General features: G+C 38.3%; 18 protein-coding genes. 7 read left to right on the forward strand and 11 right to left on the reverse strand.

Going from position 1 to position 21,605, the window contains the following annotated elements; all coding sequences use genetic code 11:
- The first annotated feature begins 10 nt into the window (after nucleotides 1–10).
- Nucleotides 11–607: a YdeI/OmpD-associated family protein gene (locus tag ACNKXV_RS02295; RefSeq protein WP_417906079.1), complete on the forward strand. Its 597-nt coding sequence runs from the start codon at nucleotides 11–13 to the stop codon at nucleotides 605–607.
- Nucleotides 608–660: 53 nt separating this feature from the next.
- On the opposite strand, the gene yajC is transcribed toward ACNKXV_RS02295, so the two are convergent.
- From yajC to ACNKXV_RS02315, 4 genes are all read right to left on the reverse strand, one after another.
- The gene (gene yajC, locus ACNKXV_RS02300; protein ID WP_417906080.1) at nucleotides 661–954 is read right to left on the reverse strand and encodes a preprotein translocase subunit YajC; all 294 of its coding nucleotides are present in this window, start codon (nucleotides 952–954) and stop codon (nucleotides 661–663) included.
- 8 nt (nucleotides 955–962) lie between these two features.
- Nucleotides 963–1,421, reverse strand: a complete 459-nt coding sequence (locus ACNKXV_RS02305) for a DUF1573 domain-containing protein (protein WP_417906081.1) — start codon at nucleotides 1,419–1,421, stop codon at nucleotides 963–965.
- 53 nt (nucleotides 1,422–1,474) lie between these two features.
- Nucleotides 1,475–2,419 (reverse strand): transcription antitermination factor NusB, encoded by a 945-nt coding sequence (gene nusB / locus ACNKXV_RS02310; RefSeq protein WP_417906082.1) that lies wholly within the window; start codon nucleotides 2,417–2,419, stop codon nucleotides 1,475–1,477.
- 83 nt (nucleotides 2,420–2,502) lie between these two features.
- Nucleotides 2,503–3,606 carry a Glu/Leu/Phe/Val family dehydrogenase gene (locus ACNKXV_RS02315; protein WP_417906083.1) on the reverse strand — a complete coding sequence of 368 codons (1,104 nt, stop codon included), beginning with the start codon at nucleotides 3,604–3,606 and terminating at the stop codon, nucleotides 2,503–2,505.
- 132 nt (nucleotides 3,607–3,738) lie between these two features.
- Between ACNKXV_RS02315 and ACNKXV_RS02320 the strand changes: the two genes are divergently transcribed.
- From ACNKXV_RS02320 to ACNKXV_RS02330, 3 genes are all read left to right on the forward strand, one after another.
- A complete protein-coding gene (locus tag ACNKXV_RS02320) occupies nucleotides 3,739–5,496 on the forward strand; it encodes an ABC transporter ATP-binding protein (protein ID WP_417906084.1) in 1,758 nt (585 codons plus the stop codon).
- A 74-nt stretch (nucleotides 5,497–5,570) separates the two neighbouring features.
- Entirely contained in the window at nucleotides 5,571–5,948 is a 378-nt protein-coding gene (locus ACNKXV_RS02325; protein WP_417906085.1) for a PUR family DNA/RNA-binding protein, read from the forward strand.
- A gap of 90 nt (nucleotides 5,949–6,038) precedes the next feature.
- On the forward strand, nucleotides 6,039–8,555 hold the full coding sequence (locus ACNKXV_RS02330; protein WP_417906086.1) for a M14 family metallopeptidase: 2,517 nt from the start codon (nucleotides 6,039–6,041) through the stop codon (nucleotides 8,553–8,555).
- 79 nt (nucleotides 8,556–8,634) lie between these two features.
- Here ACNKXV_RS02330 and ACNKXV_RS02335 read toward each other — a convergent pair whose 3' ends face one another.
- A complete protein-coding gene (locus ACNKXV_RS02335; RefSeq protein ID WP_417906087.1) occupies nucleotides 8,635–8,973 on the reverse strand; it encodes a tRNA-binding protein in 339 nt (112 codons plus the stop codon).
- Nucleotides 8,974–9,038: 65 nt separating this feature from the next.
- Between ACNKXV_RS02335 and ACNKXV_RS02340 the strand changes: the two genes are divergently transcribed.
- A complete protein-coding gene (locus ACNKXV_RS02340) occupies nucleotides 9,039–9,596 on the forward strand; it encodes a thioredoxin family protein (RefSeq protein ID WP_417906088.1) in 558 nt (185 codons plus the stop codon).
- Between the two features lie 52 nt (nucleotides 9,597–9,648).
- On the opposite strand, the gene ACNKXV_RS02345 is transcribed toward ACNKXV_RS02340, so the two are convergent.
- The 4 genes from ACNKXV_RS02345 to ACNKXV_RS02360 form a co-directional block, all read right to left on the reverse strand.
- Nucleotides 9,649–10,581: a peptidylprolyl isomerase gene (locus tag ACNKXV_RS02345; RefSeq protein WP_417906089.1), complete on the reverse strand. Its 933-nt coding sequence runs from the start codon at nucleotides 10,579–10,581 to the stop codon at nucleotides 9,649–9,651.
- Nucleotides 10,582–10,613: 32 nt separating this feature from the next.
- Nucleotides 10,614–12,245, reverse strand: coding sequence for an amidohydrolase (locus tag ACNKXV_RS02350; RefSeq protein WP_417906090.1), 1,632 nt, complete (start codon nucleotides 12,243–12,245; stop codon nucleotides 10,614–10,616).
- Between the two features lie 209 nt (nucleotides 12,246–12,454).
- The gene (locus ACNKXV_RS02355; RefSeq protein ID WP_417906091.1) at nucleotides 12,455–14,191 is read right to left on the reverse strand and encodes a TonB-dependent receptor; all 1,737 of its coding nucleotides are present in this window, start codon (nucleotides 14,189–14,191) and stop codon (nucleotides 12,455–12,457) included.
- A gap of 25 nt (nucleotides 14,192–14,216) precedes the next feature.
- Complete coding sequence (locus ACNKXV_RS02360; RefSeq protein WP_417906092.1) at nucleotides 14,217–17,237, reverse strand: tetratricopeptide repeat protein; 3,021 nt, start codon at nucleotides 17,235–17,237, stop codon at nucleotides 14,217–14,219.
- A 159-nt stretch (nucleotides 17,238–17,396) separates the two neighbouring features.
- Between ACNKXV_RS02360 and ACNKXV_RS02365 the strand changes: the two genes are divergently transcribed.
- Together ACNKXV_RS02365 and ppgK are read left to right on the forward strand one after the other, a co-directional pair.
- Nucleotides 17,397–18,080 carry a cell division ATP-binding protein FtsE gene (locus ACNKXV_RS02365; protein ID WP_417906093.1) on the forward strand — a complete coding sequence of 228 codons (684 nt, stop codon included), beginning with the start codon at nucleotides 17,397–17,399 and terminating at the stop codon, nucleotides 18,078–18,080.
- Between the two features lie 296 nt (nucleotides 18,081–18,376).
- Complete coding sequence (gene ppgK, locus ACNKXV_RS02370; RefSeq protein ID WP_417906094.1) at nucleotides 18,377–19,123, forward strand: polyphosphate--glucose phosphotransferase; 747 nt, start codon at nucleotides 18,377–18,379, stop codon at nucleotides 19,121–19,123.
- 3 nt (nucleotides 19,124–19,126) lie between these two features.
- Here the strand turns inward: ppgK and ACNKXV_RS02375 are convergent, their stop codons facing one another.
- Complete coding sequence (locus ACNKXV_RS02375; RefSeq protein WP_417906095.1) at nucleotides 19,127–19,375, reverse strand: uroporphyrinogen decarboxylase; 249 nt, start codon at nucleotides 19,373–19,375, stop codon at nucleotides 19,127–19,129.
- A gap of 69 nt (nucleotides 19,376–19,444) precedes the next feature.
- Nucleotides 19,445–21,247, reverse strand: a complete 1,803-nt coding sequence (gene typA / locus ACNKXV_RS02380) for a translational GTPase TypA (RefSeq protein WP_417906096.1) — start codon at nucleotides 21,245–21,247, stop codon at nucleotides 19,445–19,447.
- Nucleotides 21,248–21,605: the final 358 nt, after the last annotated feature.

A 21,605-nucleotide genomic window follows, 5' to 3' on the forward strand; every position in this document is an offset into this window, starting at 1 on the left:
ACTCTAACCCATGGCCGTAAAGAATATTGAAGAATACTTTGATTCCCATCCAAAATGGGATAGGGAACTCAGGCTGCTTCATGACATGATCCTGAGTACGGGTTTAAAACCTGCTATTAAATGGGGGGCACCCGTTTACACCCTTAACGGAAAAAATGTAGTAGGATTAAGTGCATTTAAAAATCACTATGGGATATGGCTATTTAAAGGAGCTTTACTGGAGAAAAATACCAGCATGCTGGTAAATGCTCAGGAAGGCAAAACAAAGGCAATGAGACAGATCAAACTGGATGCTGATCATGAACTGAGTGTTAATGACATCCTCCCTTATGTAAAAGAGGCCATAGAAAATGGAAAGGCGGGAAAAGAAATTAAAAAGGTCGTAACTAAAAAAGAACTCATTATCTGTCCGGAATTTGAAAAGGCTTTAGACGAAGACAAGGAACTTAAAGAAAGTTTTGATCAACTTACTCCCGGAAAGCAAAGAGAATATGCAGATCATATAAGCGAAGCCAAACGGGAAGCCACAAAAATTAAAAGAATGGAGAAAATTATCCCTATGATAAAAAAGGGAGTAGGCCTTCACGACAAGTATAAAAATTGTTAAATAAAAAAAGCAGCTTTTTCAAGCTGCTTTTTTTTATTGTTATCAGATAATTATTACTTCTTATCCTTTACCGGTTCGTTTAATTTCTGACTCATTTCCATAGAGATGGATGATTTGTCAAAAGTAATTTTACCGGCTCCGGTTTCTATTATCACCGAATTATTCTTTTCACTAAAATCGACAATTTTCCCGTGCATTCCGCTTTTGGTAATTATACGATCTCCTTTTTTAAGTTCTGAAGCAAATTTTTTCTCTTGCTTCGCTTTTTTCATTTGTGGGCGTATCATAAAAAAATACACCACCACAAACATTAAAATAATTGGTGCAAACTGCGTTAATTGATCCATATATGCTTTTAGCTCTCGTTTTCGTCAGCTTCTACAAAAGCTTTGATTTTTATTTGCTCTTTTCCGGTTTCAGTATTAGCAGATACAGTTACTGTTTTTGTAACCTGTCCATTTCCTGAACCATTGAATTTCACTAGCATTTCACCAGATTCTCCCGGAGCGATAGTTTCATTCTTTGGATAAGTTGGAACTGTACAACCACAAGAACTTGAAGCATTGGTGATCACAAGCGGCGCATCTCCGGTATTTGTGAATTTAAACACGTGCTCTACGTTAGTTCCTTTGGCGATATTACCAAAATCAAACTCGCTTTCTTCAAAAGTGATCTCCGGATAGTTCGTTTCCTTAGCGTCACGATCTTCGGCAGCTTCTACATTCTCGGCTTTAACCTTATCAGAAGCATTATCTTTACATCCGGTGAACAGCATGGCTCCCACTGCTGCAAACATTAAAATTGTTTTTTTCATGGTGAAGTTATTTTGTTTAATTACTAATTGATAAAAATAGTAAAAAATCTTTACTACATAAGACCTCTGCCGGTTTTATTTAATTTCTCCTCCGTTTGATATTCTTTGGAAAGTTTATCTAAAACCCCATTTATAAAAATGCTACTTTTTGGTGTACTATATTCCTTGGCGATCTCCAGATATTCATTGATGGTAACTTTTACCGGAATACTGCTGAATTTTAAAAATTCACAGATAGCCATTTTTATAAGAACCATATCTACTTCAGCAATCCTGTCTTTATCCCAGTTTGGGGTCTTCCCAAGCATTTCTTCAGAAAGGCTGTCATCGTTCAAATAGGTTTTCTGAAAAAGCTTCAAAGCAAACTCCTTGTCTTCTTCATTTTTGAACAACTGAGTAATTCTCTTTTCTCTGCCCGTTGATTCTTTTAACTTCTGAAGGAATTTTAAAAGAGCGGTATTAACCAAAGGAAGATCATCCACCCAGGTTAATTTTTTGTCTTCTAAATATTCATATAGTTTATCATTTGGTGCAATGATCTCCTTGAATATGGCAATGATAAATTCCTTGTCGATCTTAAAACTGGATTCGCGCGTTTCCATGTACTCTTCGTACAGGGCACTATTTCGAATTTCGTTCCAGATAATGGCAACATACTCATCATCCTGTTTCCAGTGTGTGATTTTATGAGCCTCTAGAGCATTCTGAATGCTTTCGTTCTCATTAAGGATCTTAAAAATTTGATTGTCTACAAACTTGCGGTTGGGATCTTTCTCCTCGGTAGTGGCAAGATGTTTTTGTTGTGATTTTTCAAGAAAAACTTCGGCGTGTTCTCTTATTTCTGTAATGAGACTGATCTGAAGCAGAAACAGGTCATACATTTCCTGCATACTCTTCAGAAGGAATTTCTCCTCTGTGGCAAGGTTATCATTTTGGCTTTGGTTAAAAGCATATAGCGATTGCATTACTTTAACCCTGATATGTCTTCTTGTCAACATAATTGTAAAAGAACTTTTATAAATTAGAAAGGACGAAAGCTTTGGGCTTTCGTCCTGCAAAAATACCAATAAATTAGAACTGACTAATTTAAATTTTGATTTTTTCTGTCCTCGATTCTTTGCTTCGCAATTTGTAAAGCGGCAAAATGAGTGGTAATATCATCATTCGCGGCTTTTTCGAGAATTCTAAGAGTAGTATTATAAATATTTTCGGTTTTGCGCATGATCTCCTGCTTGTCATAATTTTCAAGCTCGGCATATACGTTTATAATTCCACCGGCATTTATAAGAAAATCCGGAGCATATACGATACCTCTTCGTTGTAAGATCTCACCGTGAGATACCTCATCTGCCAGCTGATTGTTCGCAGCACCGGCGATGATATCCACTTTTAATCTTTCAATAGTATTGTCATTGATTGTAGCTCCTAAAGCACAAGGCGCGTAAATATCCACATCTGCAGCATAAATATCTGCTTCAGTAAAAATATGTGCACCGTATTTTTTACTTACTTCCTGTAGACGTTCTTCATTAATATCGCTGATAAATACTTCAGCTCCATCACCCGTAAGATATTCCACAAGGGTTTCACCTACGTGACCAATCCCCTGTACAAGAACTTTTTTATCTTCAAGATCGTCTGATCCATATTTGAATTTAGCCGAAGCTTTAATTCCCATAAAAACTCCATAAGCAGTAATAGGAGAAGGATTCCCGGCACCACCTTTAGATTCAGAAATTCCGGTTACGTAAGGAGTTACCTCTCTTACAGTATCCATATCTGAAGTTTCCATTCCAACATCTTCTGCAGTGATGTACTTTCCACCTAAAGAATGTACAAATTCCCCAAACTTCTTCATAAGAGCAGGAGTCTTATCTTTTTTGGCATCACCAATGATCACAGCTTTACCACCACCAAGATTTAATCCGGTGATCGCACTTTTAAAAGTCATTCCTCTGGAAAGACGCAAAACATCGTTTACAGCTTCCCATTCACTTGAATAATTCCACATACGGGTACCACCCAAAGCAGGTCCTAAAACCGTATTGTGAATACCAATAATTGCCTTTAATCCTGTATCTTTGTCGTTGCAAAAAACGATTTGTTCGTGTTCATCGAACGACACCTGTCCGAATACCGGAGCAGCCTTTTTTAGTTCTTTTGCATTTAGAACGTCAACTTGCATAAATGTTGATTTTTAAATTATTCAGATTTTTATTTTTACCAAAAATCCTGAACAAAAATAACAATAATTTAAAAAGCGGGGATTTAAAACGTGTTAAATTACAGAATCCGCAATTTAGCCAAACATTTCTGAATGAAGAACCTTCAGCATCTTAATAAGTATTTTTACCGCTACAAATGGAAATTACTGAGTGGGTTGGTGATAACCATTGCTGCCAGAATTTTTGCCATTTACTACATTCCGCTTATAGGAAAGAGTACTGTGATCATTGAAAAATACATCAACGGTAAGGTAACCGATATTGAAACCGTAAAAAGCGAACTGGCCTATAACATCATGCTGATTATAGGTACCACGCTTATCGCGGCCTTCCTTACTTTTTTAATGCGGCAAACCTTTATTGTGGTTTCCAGGCATATGGAATATGACCTTAAAAATGAAGTATTTCAGCATTATCAGGATCTATCCTTAAATTTTTACAAGAAGAACAGAACCGGTGATCTAATGAACCGGATTAGTGAAGATGTATCCAAAGTAAGATTATATCTGGGACCGGCTATCATGTATAGTGTTACCACCTTCACCTCTACCGTGGTGGTTCTAATCTTCATGATACAGGCCGCGCCGGAACTTACCCTTTACACAGTAATTCCATTACCTGTGCTGGCATTTTCTATTTACAAATTAAGTGTTGCCATCCACAAAAGAAGTACGATCGTACAGCAATACTTAAGTAAATTAAACACTTTTACTCAGGAAAGTTTTAGCGGGATAGCCGTGATCAAATCTTACGGAATTGAACCTCAAACAAACGAAAACTTCACCGAACTTTCAAATGGCAGCAGAGACAAAAACATCTCCCTGGTAAAAGTCCAGGCCTTCTTTTTTCCACTTATGGTGCTGTTGATTGGAATAAGCAATATCATCGTTATCTATATTGGCGGGAGACAGATCATTTCGGGGCAAATTGCCAATATAGATGTGCTTGTAGAATTCATTCTGTATGTGAATATGTTAACCTGGCCGGTGGCTTCTATTGGATGGGTAACTTCTCTGGTTCAACAGGCTGATGCTTCACAGGAAAGGATCAATGAATTCCTTAAAGAAAAACCGGAAATTATAAACCCAAAAGCAGAAGCCGATAAAATTGATGGAAGTATAGAATTTAAAAATGTAAGCTTTACTTACGACGATACTAATATCACTGCTTTAAAAAATGTTTCTTTTAAAGTTAGTAAAGGTGAAACCCTGGCTATTATCGGAAAAACCGGATCGGGTAAATCCACGATCCTGGAATTGATAGGTAGACTTTATGATATTGATAATGGTGAGTTACTTATCGATAACAGAAAGATCAACGACCTTAATTTAAAAAGTTTAAGGGAAAGTATTGGCTATGTGCCTCAGGATGCCTTCCTTTTTAGCGATAGTATTAGGAATAATATCAAATTTGGAAAAACTGATGCTACCGAGGAAGAGATCATAACCGCCGCTAAAAATGCTTCGGTTCATAAAAATATAACCGGTTTTAACAAAGGTTATGATACGGTGCTGGGAGAAAGAGGAATTACGCTTTCCGGAGGTCAAAAACAGCGTGTCTCTATTGCCCGGGCGATCATTCACGATCCCGAGATCCTGCTTTTTGACGATTGTCTTTCAGCAGTTGATACCGAAACCGAAGAAGAAATCCTGAATAACCTTTTCGAAATCACGAAGAATAAAACCTCCATCATTGTAAGCCATAGGATCTCTTCAGCAAAAAATGCCGATAAGATCATGATTCTTGAAGATGGACAGATCGTACAGGAAGGAACTCATAATGATTTGCTGGAAACCGAAGGTTATTATAAAGAACTGTACGCAAAACAGCTAAATGAAAAAGAAATGTGAAAATTTTTTGTTAGATGTTAAAAATTTTTAGATTTTTGGACTCGACAATAACAAATCACTAAAGAATCTATTTTATGAGCGACAAGGGAATGATGGAGAAAGAGGAAATATTCTCTAAAGTTTTAAGAGCGGGAAGAAGAACTTATTTTTTTGATGTAAGATCTACCCGGGCAGATGATTACTATCTAACGATTACTGAAAGCAAGAAGTTCACAAATGAAGATGGTTCTTTCTACTACAAAAAACACAAGATTTACCTTTACAAAGAAGATTTCGACGGATTTAGAGAGATCCTTGAAGAGATGACAAACTACATCATCAATGAAAAAGGTGAAGAAGTGATCAGCGAACGTCATCAAAAAGATTATAAAAAGGAATATGAAGAAGAAGCAGAAACTGCAGCTTCTCCAACAGCGGAAAAATTTACAGATGTAAGTTTTGACGATATATAGTTAAAAATGCCCCCTTAAATTTTAAACCGTTCTTTTAAGAACGGTTTTTTTTATATTAGACTTTTTCGAATCCTTTACAATCCAGTTAGTATGCGCCGTATTATTTCCGCACTTTTCCTATTCTCTTTCTTTACTATTACCGCTCAAATTTCCAAAGTTGAGCTTGATTACTATCTACCTGAAGATGTCAAATACAATGAGGACATTCCCACTCCCCAGGATGTTTTAGGTTATGTACCCGGCGAATGGCATGTTAGCCATGACAGATTAATTCAATATTTGACCAAACTGGCCGAAGTTTCTCCCCGCATAAAAATGGAAAACAGAGGCTTCACCTATGAAGGTAGGCCTTTAGTATTGCTAACCGTCTCCTCTCCCGGGAATTTGGAAAGGCTGGAGGAAATTCGGCAAAATCACCTGAGACTTTTAGAAAAGGATTCCGAAGGTTTAAATATTGAGAATATGCCGGTAGTGATCAATCAGGGATTTTCGATTCATGGTAATGAAGCCAGTGGTTCCAACGCAGCTCTTTTATATGCTTATCACCTGGCAGCTGCCGAAGGAAAGGAAATTGAAGAAACATTGAAAAACACAGTGATCTTGCTTGATCCGTCTTTTAACCCTGACGGTTTGCAAAGATTCGCTTACTGGGCTAACACCAATAAAAGTAAAAATATCAATCCAGATCCACAGGACAGGGAATACAGTGAAGTTTGGCCGGGAGGAAGAACCAATCATTATTGGTTTGACATGAACCGTGACTGGTTGCCGGTACAATTGCCGGAATCTCAGGCCAGGATCTCCACTTTTCATGATTGGTATCCTAATATCCTTACAGATCATCATGAAATGGGATCTAACTCAACTTTCTTTTTTCAGCCGGGAATCCCCTCCAGGACTCATCCTTTAACCCCGAAAAAAAATCAGGATCTAACCCGTGAAATTGGAAGTTTCCATGCTGCGGCTTTTGATGAAATTGGATCACTTTATTATACTGAAGAAAACTATGACGACTTCTACTATGGAAAAGGCTCTACTTTCCCCGATATTAATGGAAGTGTGGGAATATTGTTTGAACAAGGCAGTTCAAGAGGTCACGCTCAGGAGACTGAAAATGGGGTCCTCACCTTCCCTTTCACGATAAGAAATCAATTTACGGCCGCTCTATCCACTCTTAAAGCTGCCGAAACAATGCGTACGGATCTACTTAAATATCAGCAGAATTTCTTTAAAAACTCCCGGGATTCCTTCGAAAATGAAGCCTATATTTTTGGCAGTGATGCAGATGTATACAAGCCGTATAAATTAGCTGAGATCCTTCAAAGGCATAAACTTGATGTTTATGAGCTTGATCAGGACCTTCAGATAAACGGCAAAACCTTTAAAAAAGGGAAAGCCTATGTCGTTCCCAAGGATCAGCGTCAGCACAGGTTATTAAAGGCTATGTTTGAAAAGCGAACAAAATTTCAGGATAGTTTGTTCTATGACATTTCTGCCTGGACCTTCCCGTTGGCCTTTAATTTAAATTATACTGAAGCATCTAAGCCTAAAAAATTAGGAAAGAAGATCGAAGAACTTCAATATCCTGCGATTGAGGAACCGGCAACTAGCCAATACGCCTATTTACTTAACTGGAATAATTACATGGCTCCAAAAGCCCTTAATATGATTCTGGAAAAAGGACTTAGGGCCAAAGTTGCAATGGAACAATTCTCCCTTAATAAGCAAAAATTCGATCAGGGAACTATCATGATTCCGGTTCAGAATCAAACCCTAAATCAAACTGAATTACATAAATTCTTAATCTCGGTCTCTAAACAAAGCGGAGTGGGCATCACGGGCATTGAAACAGGAATGACCACCGGCATCAATTTAGGCAGTAATCAGTTTAGAGGTCTGGAACCTCAAAAGGTAGCGATCATAGTTGGAGAGAACATCACTCCTTACGACGCCGGGGAGATCTGGCATTTATTCGATCAGCGGTATGACATGAAAATCACCAAACTGGACATAAGTGAACTGGAAAGAGCAGATCTAAGCAAGTATACAGATATAATTCTACCGGCAACCTGGGGAGGTGGTCCAGACAGTGAGATCGCGAAAAAATTGAAAGACTGGACGCGTGATGGTGGAACCATCATTGCCTACCGGAATTCGGTTAACTGGATGCGAAAAAATGAATTCATCGACTTTAAATCCAGGGAAAATAAAATGATCGCTAAAAACGTGAGTTTTGCTGAACGTGGAGATTATAACGGAGCTCAGGTTATAGGTGGAGCTATCTTTGAAGCAGTGCTTGACCGAAGCCACCCGATCGCTTTTGGGTTTGAAAATGATAAACTGCCCATGTTTCGTAATACCACCATTTTCATGGAAGCAGATGAACAAAGCTACAGGAACCCTATTAGATATACCAGCGCTCCACTGCTGAGTGGTTATATAAGTAAACCTAATCTGGATTCACTTGCAGGTACAGTACCATTTAAACATAGCAACCTGGGAAAGGGAGAGGTTATGTTATTTACAGATAATACCAATTTTAGAGCATTCTGGTATGGAACCAATAAATTATTGATGAATGCGATCTTTTTTGGGAAAGAGATGTAATTTCATCTTATTAAGCTCAATATAAAAACGTCCGGAGAACCTCCGGACGTTTTTTGTTGATTCCAATATATCCAAGTGTTCAGGCTATTTTTAATCCGTTAGGTACTTTCTGGCCCGGGGAAAGTAAAACAACATCGGTTTCATCTCCTACCGCTCCAAGTACCAGACATTCGCTTTTAAAGCCTGCAATTCTCTTCACCGGGAAATTTACCACGGCTACAATTTGCCTTCCGGGTAGCTCCTCTAAAGTATATCTACGGGTTATTTGAGCTGAAGTTTGTCTGGTTCCAATCTCCGCTCCAAAATCTATCGTCATTTTAAATGCCGGTTTTCGGGCTTCCGGAAACTCTTCAGCCTTTATTATGGTACCTACCCGCATATCCACTTTTTCAAAATCGTTCCAGTTAATTTCTTCCATATTATTTTTTTAAAGGTTTTAAAATAGAGAATATTCGGTATTAATAATTAATTTTAAGAAAAAAGATGTCTCTTACCGCTTCACATATGTTAGCTCTTGGTTCCAAGGCTCCGGACTTTAAATTAATGGATACTATTACAGGACACCTTACCACTCTCGAAGATGTAAGAGGTGAAAGAGGAACTTTGATCATGTTTCTTTGTAACCATTGCCCTTTTGTAAAACATGTAAATGAAGAGCTGGTAAGAATTTCTAATGAATACAGGCAACTCGGTTTTGGTTCCGCCGCGATTAGCAGTAACGATATCGATAAATATCCTGAAGATCATCCGGACCAGATGAAAGAAGTCGCCGCAAAGAATCAGTACACTTTTCCCTATTTATTCGACGGGACCCAGGAAATTGCAAAGGCATATGAAGCAGCCTGCACTCCAGACCTTTTTCTATTTGATGCTGAATTGAAACTTATCTATCGCGGTCAACTTGATGACAGCAGGCCGGGTAACGGGCTACATCCTAACGGCCGGGATCTAAGAGAAGCAATGGATGCGGTTTTGAATAACAGAAAAGTATCTGAAGATCAAAAACCCAGTATAGGTTGTAATATTAAATGGAAAGACTGAACATAAAAAAAGCCCTGATCTCTCAGGGCTTTTTTTATATATCTATGAAAGATTATTTAACATTCATTAGTTCCACATCGAAGATAAGGGTTGCGTTTGGTGGAATAACTCCACCTGCACCTCTTTCACCGTATCCTAAATGAGAAGGAATTACAAGTCTGGCTTTATCACCAACCTGAAGTAACTGAATACCTTCATCCCATCCCTGGATCACGTGTCCAACTCCAATTGGGAATTCCAAAGGCTGGTTTCTTTTATAAGAAGAATCGAAAACGGTTCCATCTGCCAGTTGACCTTTATAATGTACAGCCACGGTTTTACCTTTTTCAGCCTGAGCTCCATCACCCTTTTGAATGATCTGGTAACGCAGTCCGCTGTCTGTACTATTGAATCCTGTTGCCAGTTTATCAAGTTCAGCCACGGCCTGTTTCTTTTGTTCTTCTTCTCTTTTGGCTTTTTCAGCAGTGAAGTTATTGAATGCTTCTGCCGCATCAAATTTTTCAGCTTCACTTCCAACCCTTTCGATCTCAAGTTTTTCGATTTTATCTCCCTGCTGAATTTTATCTACCACATCCTGACCTTCTACTACAGATCCAAATACTGTATGTTTCCCGTCTAACCATGGAGTTTCAACATGGGTAATAAAAAACTGACTCCCGTTTGTTCCCGGTCCGGCATTAGCCATAGAAAGTTTCCCTGGGGCATCATGTCTCAGGTCCGGGTGAATTTCATCATCAAACTGGTAACCCGGTCCACCGGAACCTGTTCCCTGTGGATCACCTCCCTGTATCATAAAATCCGGGATCACTCTATGGAATTTTAATCCATCGTAATAAGCTTCTCCCTGAGATTTAGCTTTATTCTCTATTTTCCCTTCTGCCAGACCTACAAAGTTTCCAACAGTTCCGGGTGTTTTTTCGTATTCCAGTTCTACAAGGATCTCACCTTTAGAAGTATGGAATTTAGCATATAATCCGTCGTTCATTTTTTTTATTTTAAAGCGCAAAGATAATTGGTTTAATTCTTATACACCTGTTCTCCGTTTACAAATGTATAAATCACTTTAGTGTTAGGGACCTCATCGATATTCACCTTCATGATATCCCTGTCCAGGATAATAAAATCTGCAAATTTTCCCGGTTCGATACTTCCTTTCTCATTTTCTTCAAAATTTGAAAAAGCTGCCCAGATGGTCATTCCCTTTAAAGTCTCTTCCCTGCTTAAGGCCTGATCTTTCATAAAACCTTCTTCCGGAAAATTTTCGGTATCCTGACGGTCCACAGCGGCATAAAAAGTTAGGAATGGGTTCACCTGCTCTACCGGAAAATCTGTTCCCAGGGCTATAATCCCGGCTTGATCCAGTAATTTTTTATAGGCATAAGCACCTTTTATTCTTTTTTCACCAAGCCTGTCCTCTGCCCAGTACATATCACTGGTAGCATGAGTTGGCTGCACTGAAGGCAAAATGTTTTCACTGAAATATTTAAAATCTGCTGAATCTATTACCTGTGAATGTTCAACTCTCCATCTTCTTTCATTTCCATTAGCCAGTAAAGCGTCATAGGTTTTAAGCACCATAAAGTTGGCCGAATCTCCAATGGCATGCGTATTCATCTGAAATTTTGAAGCTGCTATTCGTTTAGCAGTTTTCTTGAATTCTGTAACAGGTGATAATAAAGCTCCATAATGATTCTCCTTGTCTGAATATGATTTTTTAAGTGCGGCGCCTCTTGAACCCAAAGCTCCATCACCATAAAATTTCACAGAACTTACATTTAATCTTTCAGTTTTATAAGGCCCTTGGTTTAAATAATGATCAAGATTCTCTTTATTATTACTAAGCATGGCATACAATCTAATTTTAAGTTCTCCGGATTTCTGAAGACTGTCCATTAGTTCGATAACCTGCTTGTCTACTCCGGCATCATCTACCGTGGTAAGACCGTAACTAAAACAAATTTCCTGAGCTTTTAGCAATGCTTTTGACTGGGTCTTTAGATCTGCCTGCTCCGTAATCTCCCCTATAAGCGACATTGGGTTATCTATAAGAATACCGGTAATTTTGCCATCTTTCTGCTCAATATCTCCTCCATCAAACTTTGTAGCTGTAGTAATATTCGCTTTATCCAGGGCGGCTTGATTAACCAGCATGGCGTGACCATCAATGCGGGTTACAGCTACCGGAGTGTCCGGGAAAAGTTGATCCAAAGTATCTTTAACCGGAAATTCTTTTGTCTCCCAGTCGTTTTGGTCCCATCCCCTTCCGGTGATAAATTTGGCATTGTTTTTTTTCTGAAATTCAACAATTCGGGAAACCACCTCTTCAAAACTTTTAGTTCCGGTTAGATCTACCTTTTGTTGTTGCATTCCCAAGCCATAAAAATGTGCATGAGCATCTATCAATCCCGGAAAGATAGCTTTCCCTTCAGCATCAAGTTCATTTTTAAATTCGTATTTATCCAGCAATGCTTTTTTTGATCCGGTCTCCAAAAACTTGCCGTCTTTTATTGCAAAGGCTTCGGTTTGATTAAAATCCTTATCTACGGTATATACGGTTCCATTAAACACCAACAGATCTGCCTTTTCCTTTCCTTCATCACAGGAAACAAACAGGATCAATACACTTAGCAGGAATAAAACTTTTCTCATATTTTAAAATTTTGAACTAAAGTAAAGAAACATGACTAATTATCTACCTGAGTCTGGCGATCTTTAGATAGTTACATATGATATATTTATTTTTTCACTGGGTTTCCGGGGCGCTCTGCCAATGAGTTACTGAATTAAACACAAAAAAAATCGGAGTAAAAACCTGTGGTCTCTACTCCGATCAATTAAAAAATTAAATTCCTGTTCGCTTATTTAAAATCGAACTTATAAGTTACACCTCCCAGCACCTGAAGTCCCTGAACATTATAATCCATCCATTTCTGGTAACTATTATTTAAAAGGTTACTTCCTTTTACAAAGGCAGATAATTGATCATTGAATCTATAACCTAAATGCGCATTTGCATCAAAATAGCTATCAAGCGTTACAATGGAATCACTAAAGGTTAAACTTATAGACCTGTTCTCATCCATTCTTTCCCCTACATAGAATAAATTGGCTCCGGTGTACCATTTTTCGGTAATTTGATAATCGGCATTTAAACTTGCCTTCATAGTCGGCAGGTTCCATGGTTCAGGTTCTTCTTCAGTTCCATAATCAAATACTTCGGCATTGATCCCCAGGCGAAAATTTCTGTTTACATCTACATTCAGCTCTCCATACAAGGACAGGGTATTCACATCATCGTAAACCACCTCAAAACTATTTCCGTAGGTATAAGGCTCACCGTCCAGGACCATGGCATCATAATTTCTCTTATAGAGAGGACGGTTAAACTGAGACTGGTAACTGGCTTTTAAATTATAGGAGACAGCATTACTAAGCTTTCCTTTCCCTCCAAGATATCCTTTAAACTTACTATCTGTAGGTTGAATTTCCAGGGTTGGAGACACATATGGATTTTTTTGATAAAATTCATAATATGTATTTTGATCCAGATCGCCATCTACTCCGGCATAAGCGGTGAAATAATCACCTGCTAACCTGTAACTGGCAGAAACTGCCGGGTAAATATAAAAACTACCATCACTGTTCTCCACATCTGCACCATACACGAAATTTACACCCAAATTAATGCTAAGATCATCCCTAAGGATCAATAAACTTGGCTTGGTATTAAAGTTCATAAAGGTGTAGTTGTAATCCATATCTGAATCATATCGCTGATCGAATTTACCGTTTACGATCTCAGCGCCTATACTGGTCGTGATCAACTCTTCAGCAATCTCCAATTCAAATAATCCATCTAAATTAAAATGATTTTCAGAGGTTTTATAAGAGTCGCCGGAATGTCTGAATTTCGCTTTTGCACTTTCAAAAAAGGAATCATATAATTCGATCTCACTTCCAACATAGACAGAAAAATAATTTTGTGCTGCATCCATATTGGCCAGAAATTCTGAAGATTCCGGATTTGGAGGAATATTATATTCAGGAAGCCCATACCAGTTAAATAACTGATGTTCTGCTCCTACCTCAGCTATCCAGGAAAGATCACGGTTTCTGGTGTTATAATTCAAATTAAGCTCTGTATCATAGAATTTATCATCCAGATACACCTCTTTGATTCCACCCTGAGAAGAGTTATGAGTTAGAAAAATCCCAAAATTACTGCTGCGGTCAATTTCCAGATTTGAATAAAATTCGGCGAGCACATTGGAATAGTTACCGAATCCTAAAGTAGCGTAATTATCATAAACTTTAGGTGGTCTCACTCTCTCTACAGTAGTTGCTCTTCCTTTAGCAGGAGTAAAAGTAGATGCTACAGGAACCGAAAAAATGGAATATTTCACCGGTTTCTTCTGCAGGTTTACCGAATCCTTTCGGGACGGAGTAGCTTTGATTTTTGTGGCATCGCTTACAGAAGGGGTATAAGGTTTTACCACCGTTACCGTTTCGCTTCCCAAGGGGTCTTGTGCATATAAAACACCCCCAAGCAGGAACATACTTAAGAACAGGTTTTTCTTGATCGCTTTAAATCGCATATATAGAGAATCTATTAGATTAAGTTTAGTTATTTGTTTCTACGGAAGAATTGGTCTTTGCTTCCAGAGTTTTGATTCGGGATAGTTCAGCTTTAGCTTCTGAAACCACATCGGGATATTTCTGGAAATTCTTGATTACGTTTTCCAGAATATAGGTCGCCTGGTAGGCATCTCCAAGAGCGTAGAAATTCTTCGCCATTAACACCAATCCTTTTGCTCCCCACAATTTGTACCCGGAATAATCTTTTGCCAGCACCTGCACGGCAGCATTAGAGGCTTCGTAATTTGCATCCTTGTTTTTAAAGTAAGCATCATAGTACAAGGCTTCAGCTCCTAATTCCCCGGTTGCAGTTTTTTGAACTTCTTTATAAGCCGATTTTGCCTTAGCGTTGTTACCCGATTTTATAGCAGCTCTTGCTACCATAACCCGGGCATCATTTCTCGCCTGAACATCTGCAGTTCCGTTACTCAGAACTTTTTCAGCATACTCATTGGCCTTGTTGAAATTCCCGGTCTCATAATAAGACTTCATAAGGTTTTGCTGAGCAAAAACAACGTTCTGTTGATTATCTGCCTGCTTCTCCAGTTTCTCTAATAACGGAAGTGCCTGAGTATAATCTTTCTTTTCAAGATAGATCTGAGATAATCTTGTTAAAGCCTGCTCACTAAACTCGTTTTTAGGTTTCGAAGTAACATATTTGTAATTTGGGATGGATTTTTCAATTTTCCCATCGCGATAATACAACTGAGCCAAATAGAAATTAGCATTAATAGAATGTATCCCGTTTGGAAAATTCTGAATATACTTTTCAAAATTGGCAATCGCCTTTTGAGTGTTGTTGTTTAAATATTGATTTTCGGCAGCCTCATAAGTCGTATTATCCAGGTCTGCATCACTTACTTCTACAAAATCGATATTTCTAACCCAGGCTGCATATTCATCGGTTCTACCAAGGTCTACATATACGTTTCTTGCAGTAGACACGGCCTGTTTAGCCTCCGGGGTATTAGGGAATTCGGCAACAACCTTTTTCAATCTTTCAAGGGCTTTATTTCCTTCATTGCCGTTATAATAGATAAGCCCTTGTCTAAGCATGGCTTTAGGAACCAAAGCACTTCCTGGCACATCACGAATCAATCGGTTATACGACTGGATAGCCTCCTGAGTATTTCCGGCAGAAACGTATGTATTTCCAAGTTCGTACATGGCATCGTCTCGGTATGACGATCGCGGATATTTATTAATAAAGGAATTAAGATCTTCAATCTTAGTATCATTTCGGTTTACAAAACCATAACTAATGGCTTTTTGAAATGCTGCATAGTCGGCATTGCTTACCCCATTGTCAATAGCTTTTTGATAAGCCTCCATTGCCGGCCAGTATTGGCTGGTCACATAATAAGTATCACCAAGCCTAAGTAAAGCATCATTTTTCTTAGCCCCTTCAGCATCTGCACTGGAAGCAAAAGATTTAAAATAGTTTACTGCCTGGGAATAATCATTCTTTTTGAAATAAGCATATCCAATGTGATAATCAAGATCTGTATATTCCTCGGTATTACGAGCCGCATTCATTCCTTTAAATTCACGATATCCCAAGATGGCATCGTCCATTCGGTTTACATTGTATTCACTTTCAGCTTTCCAGAAGGTAGCTCTCGCGGTAATATTTTGATCTCTTGGTTCTTTTAAAGCTTTATCGAAGTTCTTGATCGCTTCATAATAATCTCCTTCTTCAAATAATTCCAGACCATAGTAATAAGCTACTTTTTGATAAGCCTGCTTGTCGCTGAAATTCCGGTTATTTTCCAGCAACCTCATCGCTTCTTCATAATTCTTAGAAGTAATGAACGAATCTATAAGTAAACTTTCCAGTTCGGCTTTATCAGCTGTATTGGGATATTTATTAAGGTAATTGATCAATACCTGCGAAGGACTTTCGTAAGAATTCCCTATTTCATAACTCAATTTGGCATAATTAAGCATCGCATCTTGCTGGATCTTTACATCAAATTCCATCTCACTGGCATTCTTGAATGCATTCAGAGCCTGTTGCTTTTGGCCCGATTCAAGGTAAGATTGTGCCAGGTGATAATAGGCATTTTGAGCAATGGCATTTTTTCCATCAACGATCTTATTAAATTCATTGATCGCAGCTTCATAATCTCCTTGTTTATAGAAAGCATAACCTAACTGGTAATAATCTGTATTATTCCATTTTCCCCGAAGGCCATTATAACCTTTTAGATACGGAATGGCTTCTTCATATTTTCCAAGGTTAAAGTAGCTTTCCCCTATGATCTTATTTAACTGTGGAATCTCCTGTCTATTTGCTTTAGGTAACTGTTCCAGTGCCTGCTCTATGGCTTTTTCAAAATTCCCTAATTTGAAATTCATATCGGCCTGGAAGTAAGAAAGATCTTCAGTGTATCTATCGTTTCCTTTTACCTCCTCAAAGTACTCATTGGCCTCTTCATAATTATCTCCTTCATAGGCGATATATCCAAGGTAATATTTTGCCTGAGCACCATATTCTTTAGAATCACGAACTCTGTTCAAATAAGTTTGAGCCTCTTCAAATTGATTTGCACGGAAATAAGCATAACCGTTATTAAAATAATAACGCTCGCGATCCTTTTTACTCATGGCCTTTTCGTCCACACGATCGTACCATCTTCTGGACAACGCATATTTCCCGGTTTGGAAATAATAGTCGGCTACATCAAGGTATGCAGAATTTGTTTTGGTACTGGTTGGATACCTGGTTACAAAATTCTCCATTAACCTGTCGGCTCCCGGTTGATTTAAGCGAACGGCTGCATTTGCGATATAATAAGCAGCGTCACCTTTGATCTTTTCATCACTGGTTTCGTCCATTACCTCATCGAACAAATTTTGAGCGGCGAGATATTGCTCATTATTATAAAGTTCAAGGGCCCGGTTAAAGTTTACCAGGTCATGGGTATACACAGCAGATTGCTGGGAATTACCGGCAAATGAGATGATTATAAAAACGACCAGCAGATAGGCTTTCTTAAGTGTCATTTAATATGTTTTAGATTGGAATTCAAAGATAATTTAAAGCTTGATTCTATAACGTCGAATAAGTTCTATAATTATGTTAACGAAAAAAAGTATTTGAGCGCCTTTTGAAAAATGTATATTTGGAGATAATTTTACAATCCAAATCAACCTTCATTTCATATGCCTGAAACTGTTCTGGAACTTAAAAACGCTGCGATCTATCAACGAGAAAGTCTCATTCTTTCTGAAGTTGACGTAACCGTAAACAAAGGTGATTTTGTTTACCTGATTGGTAAAACCGGAACGGGGAAAAGTAGTTTTATGAAAACTCTTTATGGAGATCTTCCTTTGACTGAAGGTGAAGGTCACATTGTAGACTACAATCTTAGAACCCTGAAAGAAAAGGACATTCCTTATTTACGCCGAAAGCTTGGAGTGGTCTTTCAGGATTTTAAATTGCTAACAGACAGGAATATAAAGGATAATCTGCTTTTTGTACTGAGGGCCACAGGCTGGAAAGACAAGAAAGCAATGGACAGTAAAATTGATGAAGTTCTGGACAAGGTTGGAATGAAGACCAAAGGATTTAAGTTTCCGTATCAGCTTTCTGGTGGAGAACAACAACGTGTTGCCATTGCCCGGGCATTACTTAATGATCCTGAACTCATTCTTGCCGATGAACCTACCGGAAACCTTGACCCGCAAACTTCAGTAGAAGTAATGGAAGTGTTGCAGGAAATCAGCAAAAATGGAAACACCATCCTAATGGCTACACATGATTATGCCCTTCTGCTAAAATATCCGTCTAAAACATTGAAATGTGACGGGCAACGTGTATTTGAAGTGGTTCAAAAATCGGTGTAATTTGAAAAGTAAGAAAGTTGCTTATTTAGTTTTAGCCATTTCTATAATCCTTTTCATAGGCAACCTTTGGAATGCTTACCCAAATAACTTTGATACTGGATTTTATCTTCGAATTTTTAGTAATATTTTCTTAATTATTGCTATGCTTATTACACTCCGATCCCGAAAAAAAAGCGATTCAAATTCATAAACCCTCGATTCATTTCCATTTCCTCCTCATCCCTGGTTAAACATTCAGAAAAAAACTTCCTGAAGATTATCATTTTTGATAACTTGTAGCCACTTCAAATAAAGAGATGGAAATTTTAGGAATTGATATAGGCGGTTCCAGTTTAAAAGGAGCTTTAGTTGATGTGCGAAATGGGGAGCTAAAAACCCTTACCCATAGAATTCCCACTCCGGCAGATCGCAAACCCGAAGGAATCGCAAAGGCCGTAAAGGAGATGGTTGCACATTTTGATTATAAAGGTGTGGTAGGCTGTGGTTTTCCCACCATTGTAAAAAATGGATATTGCAAACACGAAGGCAATCTTAGCAAAGACTGGGTAGACATGAATGTTGACGCCCTATTTGAAGAAACTACCGGACTAAAATTCACCGTAATTAATGATGCCGATGCGGCCGGACTTGCAGAAGTACAGTTTGGTGCCGGCAGAAATCTCGACGGCTTTATTTTAATGATCACAATAGGGACAGGCCTGGGAAGTGGCGCCTATTTAAGAGGAGAGCTTATCCCTAATTTTGAGCTGGGACAAATCCCTTATAAACAATTCGAAAAGATCGAAGATTGGGCTGCTTCCTCTATTAAAACCGAAGAAGGTTTAAGCTATAAGGAATGGGGAAAACGCTTCAATGTCTTTCTACAGTATATCGAGAAGATCCTGAATCCCGACACCATTTTAATTGGCGGTGGAATTTCCAATGACTGGAATAAATTTGAAAAACATCTGCACACCCGAGTAAAACTTATTCCGGCAGAATTAAGGAATGACTCCGGAATACTGGGCGCCGCGATTGCAGCGCACCATAAGTATTCAGGTTAGTTGTTAGGCGGCTTCTGCTGCCTTATTTTTATTGATGAACAGGTAATACACGTTCACACATACAATAGCTACGTTGGTTATGATCACCGGCCAGCTATCCAATAATACTCCGTATGCCACGAAGAATAAACATCCCACACTGTTCACATATCTAAGTGTAACAATATTGCGCATTAAAAAAGAAAGCAGAACGAAAAATGAAGCCAGGTAGCCAATCCATTCTGTAACCGATATTCCAAAAATTTCTGTCATTATAATTTTATTAATGTTCCAAAAAAAAGCCCGCCTTCCGGCAGGCTTTTCAATTATATATAAAATCTATTAAATAGCTTTAGATCTCTTTCTTTCATTCTCGGTAAGAAGAACTTTTCTTAACCTCAAGTGATTTGGAGTAACTTCAACATATTCATCTTTCTGAATATATTCCAATGCTTCTTCCAAAGAGAATTTGATAGCAGGAACGATCTTCGCCTTGTCATCTGCTCCCGAAGAACGTACGTTAGAAAGCTTCTTGGTTTTAGTGATATTCACAACCATATCATCCTGGCGTGAGTTTTCTCCAATAACCTGACCTTCATAAATATCTTCACCCGGATCAACGAAAAACTTACCTCTGTCCTGAAGCTTATCGATAGAATAAGGAATTGCTTTTCCTTTTTCCATAGAAACCAAAGAACCATTCTGTCTTTGTGGAATTCCACCTTTCAAAGGCTGGTATTCTTTATACCTGTGCGCCATGATCGCTTCACCTGCAGTAGCAGTAAGCAACTGGTTTCTTAATCCAATGATCCCTCGGGATGGAATAAGGAACTGAATATTCATTCTTTCCCCTTTAGCTTCCATGCTCAACATCTCCCCTTTTCTCATGGTCACCATTTCCACGGCTTTCCCAGAAACATCTTCAGGAAGATCGATAGTAAGCTCTTCTATAGGCTCACATTTAACTCCGTCAATCTCTCTGATGATTACCTGCGGCTGTCCAATTTGAAGTTCGTATCCTTCACGTCTCATCGTTTCGATAAGAACAGATAAGTGAAGTACACCTCTACCAAATACCATGAATTTATCTGCACTATCAGTCTCCTCTACACGAAGTGCAAGGTTCTTTTCAAGTTCTTTATACAGTCTTTCCTTGATATGTCTTGATGTAACGAATTTTCCATCTTTTCCAAAGAAAGGAGAATCGTTAATTGTGAAAAGCATACTCATGGTAGGCTCATCGATGGCGATAGTTTTAAGTCCCTCAGGATTTTCAAAATCGGCAACGGTATCACCAATTTCAAAACCTTCAAGTCCAACGATCGCACAAATATCACCTGCCTGTACTTCATCAATCTTTCTTCGGCCTAAACCTTCGAAAGTATGAAGTTCTTTAATTCTTGTTTTCTTGATACTTCCATCACGTTTCACAAGAGAAACCTGCTGATTTTCTTTCAGGATCCCTCTCTGAAGTCTACCAATCGCAATACGTCCGGTAAAAGAAGAGAAGTCAAGAGAAGTAATAAGCATTTGCGGAGTTCCAACAAGATCCACTTTTGGAGAAGGGATATGTTCGATCACCATATCAAGCAATGGCTCAATATTTTTAGTCTCATTTCTCCAGTCATCACTCATCCAGTTATTTTTGGCAGAGCCATAAACAGATGGGAAATCAAGCTGCCACTCTTCGGCACCAAGTTCGAACATAAGGTCAAATACCTTTTCATGAACTTCTTCAGGAGTACAGTTTTCTTTATCAACTTTATTTATTACAACACATGGTTTAAGCCCAAGGTCAATCGCTTTTTGAAGTACAAAACGCGTTTGCGGCATTGGTCCTTCAAAAGCATCTACCAAAAGTAGAACTCCATCTGCCATGTTCAAAACCCTTTCTACCTCACCACCAAAATCGGCGTGACCAGGGGTATCAATAATATTAATTTTGGTATCCTTATAGGTTACTGAAACGTTCTTGGAAGTAATGGTAATCCCACGCTCTCTTTCAAGATCATTATTATCCAGGATAAGTTCACCCGTAGATTCGTTATCACGGAACAATTCACAGTGATGCATTATTTTATCAACCAGGGTAGTCTTTCCGTGGTCAACGTGTGCGATAATCGCAATATTTCTTATAGCTGTCATTTAGCCTTCAATTTTAAAGGCTGCAAATGTACAGCTATTTTTCGCCAAACCCTCTATTTTTAAAAGATATTTAAATAACTGAATTTCAACAGGTTCAAATCGAAATTCTGAGAGCCCGGAATAGTTAAGGACACATCCCAAGTATCTAAAAAGCATTTAATTTAATATTCTCCAAAAAAAGTTAATTTTTTCGGCACTCAATTTGCCTGAATTCTTTTCTAATTCCCTCACAATAAATTATATAAAATCACCCCATCACGTTCTGCACTGTTAAAAGATTTTTTTTGCCGCTGTTAAACTCTTCTAATTGTCTTTAGTAAAACTGGGACTGGTTATAGTTTTGAGACAACCAAAAAAA

The organism is Christiangramia aquimixticola (assembly GCF_048285835.1).
Lineage (GTDB): Bacteria > Bacteroidota > Bacteroidia > Flavobacteriales > Flavobacteriaceae > Christiangramia > Christiangramia aquimixticola.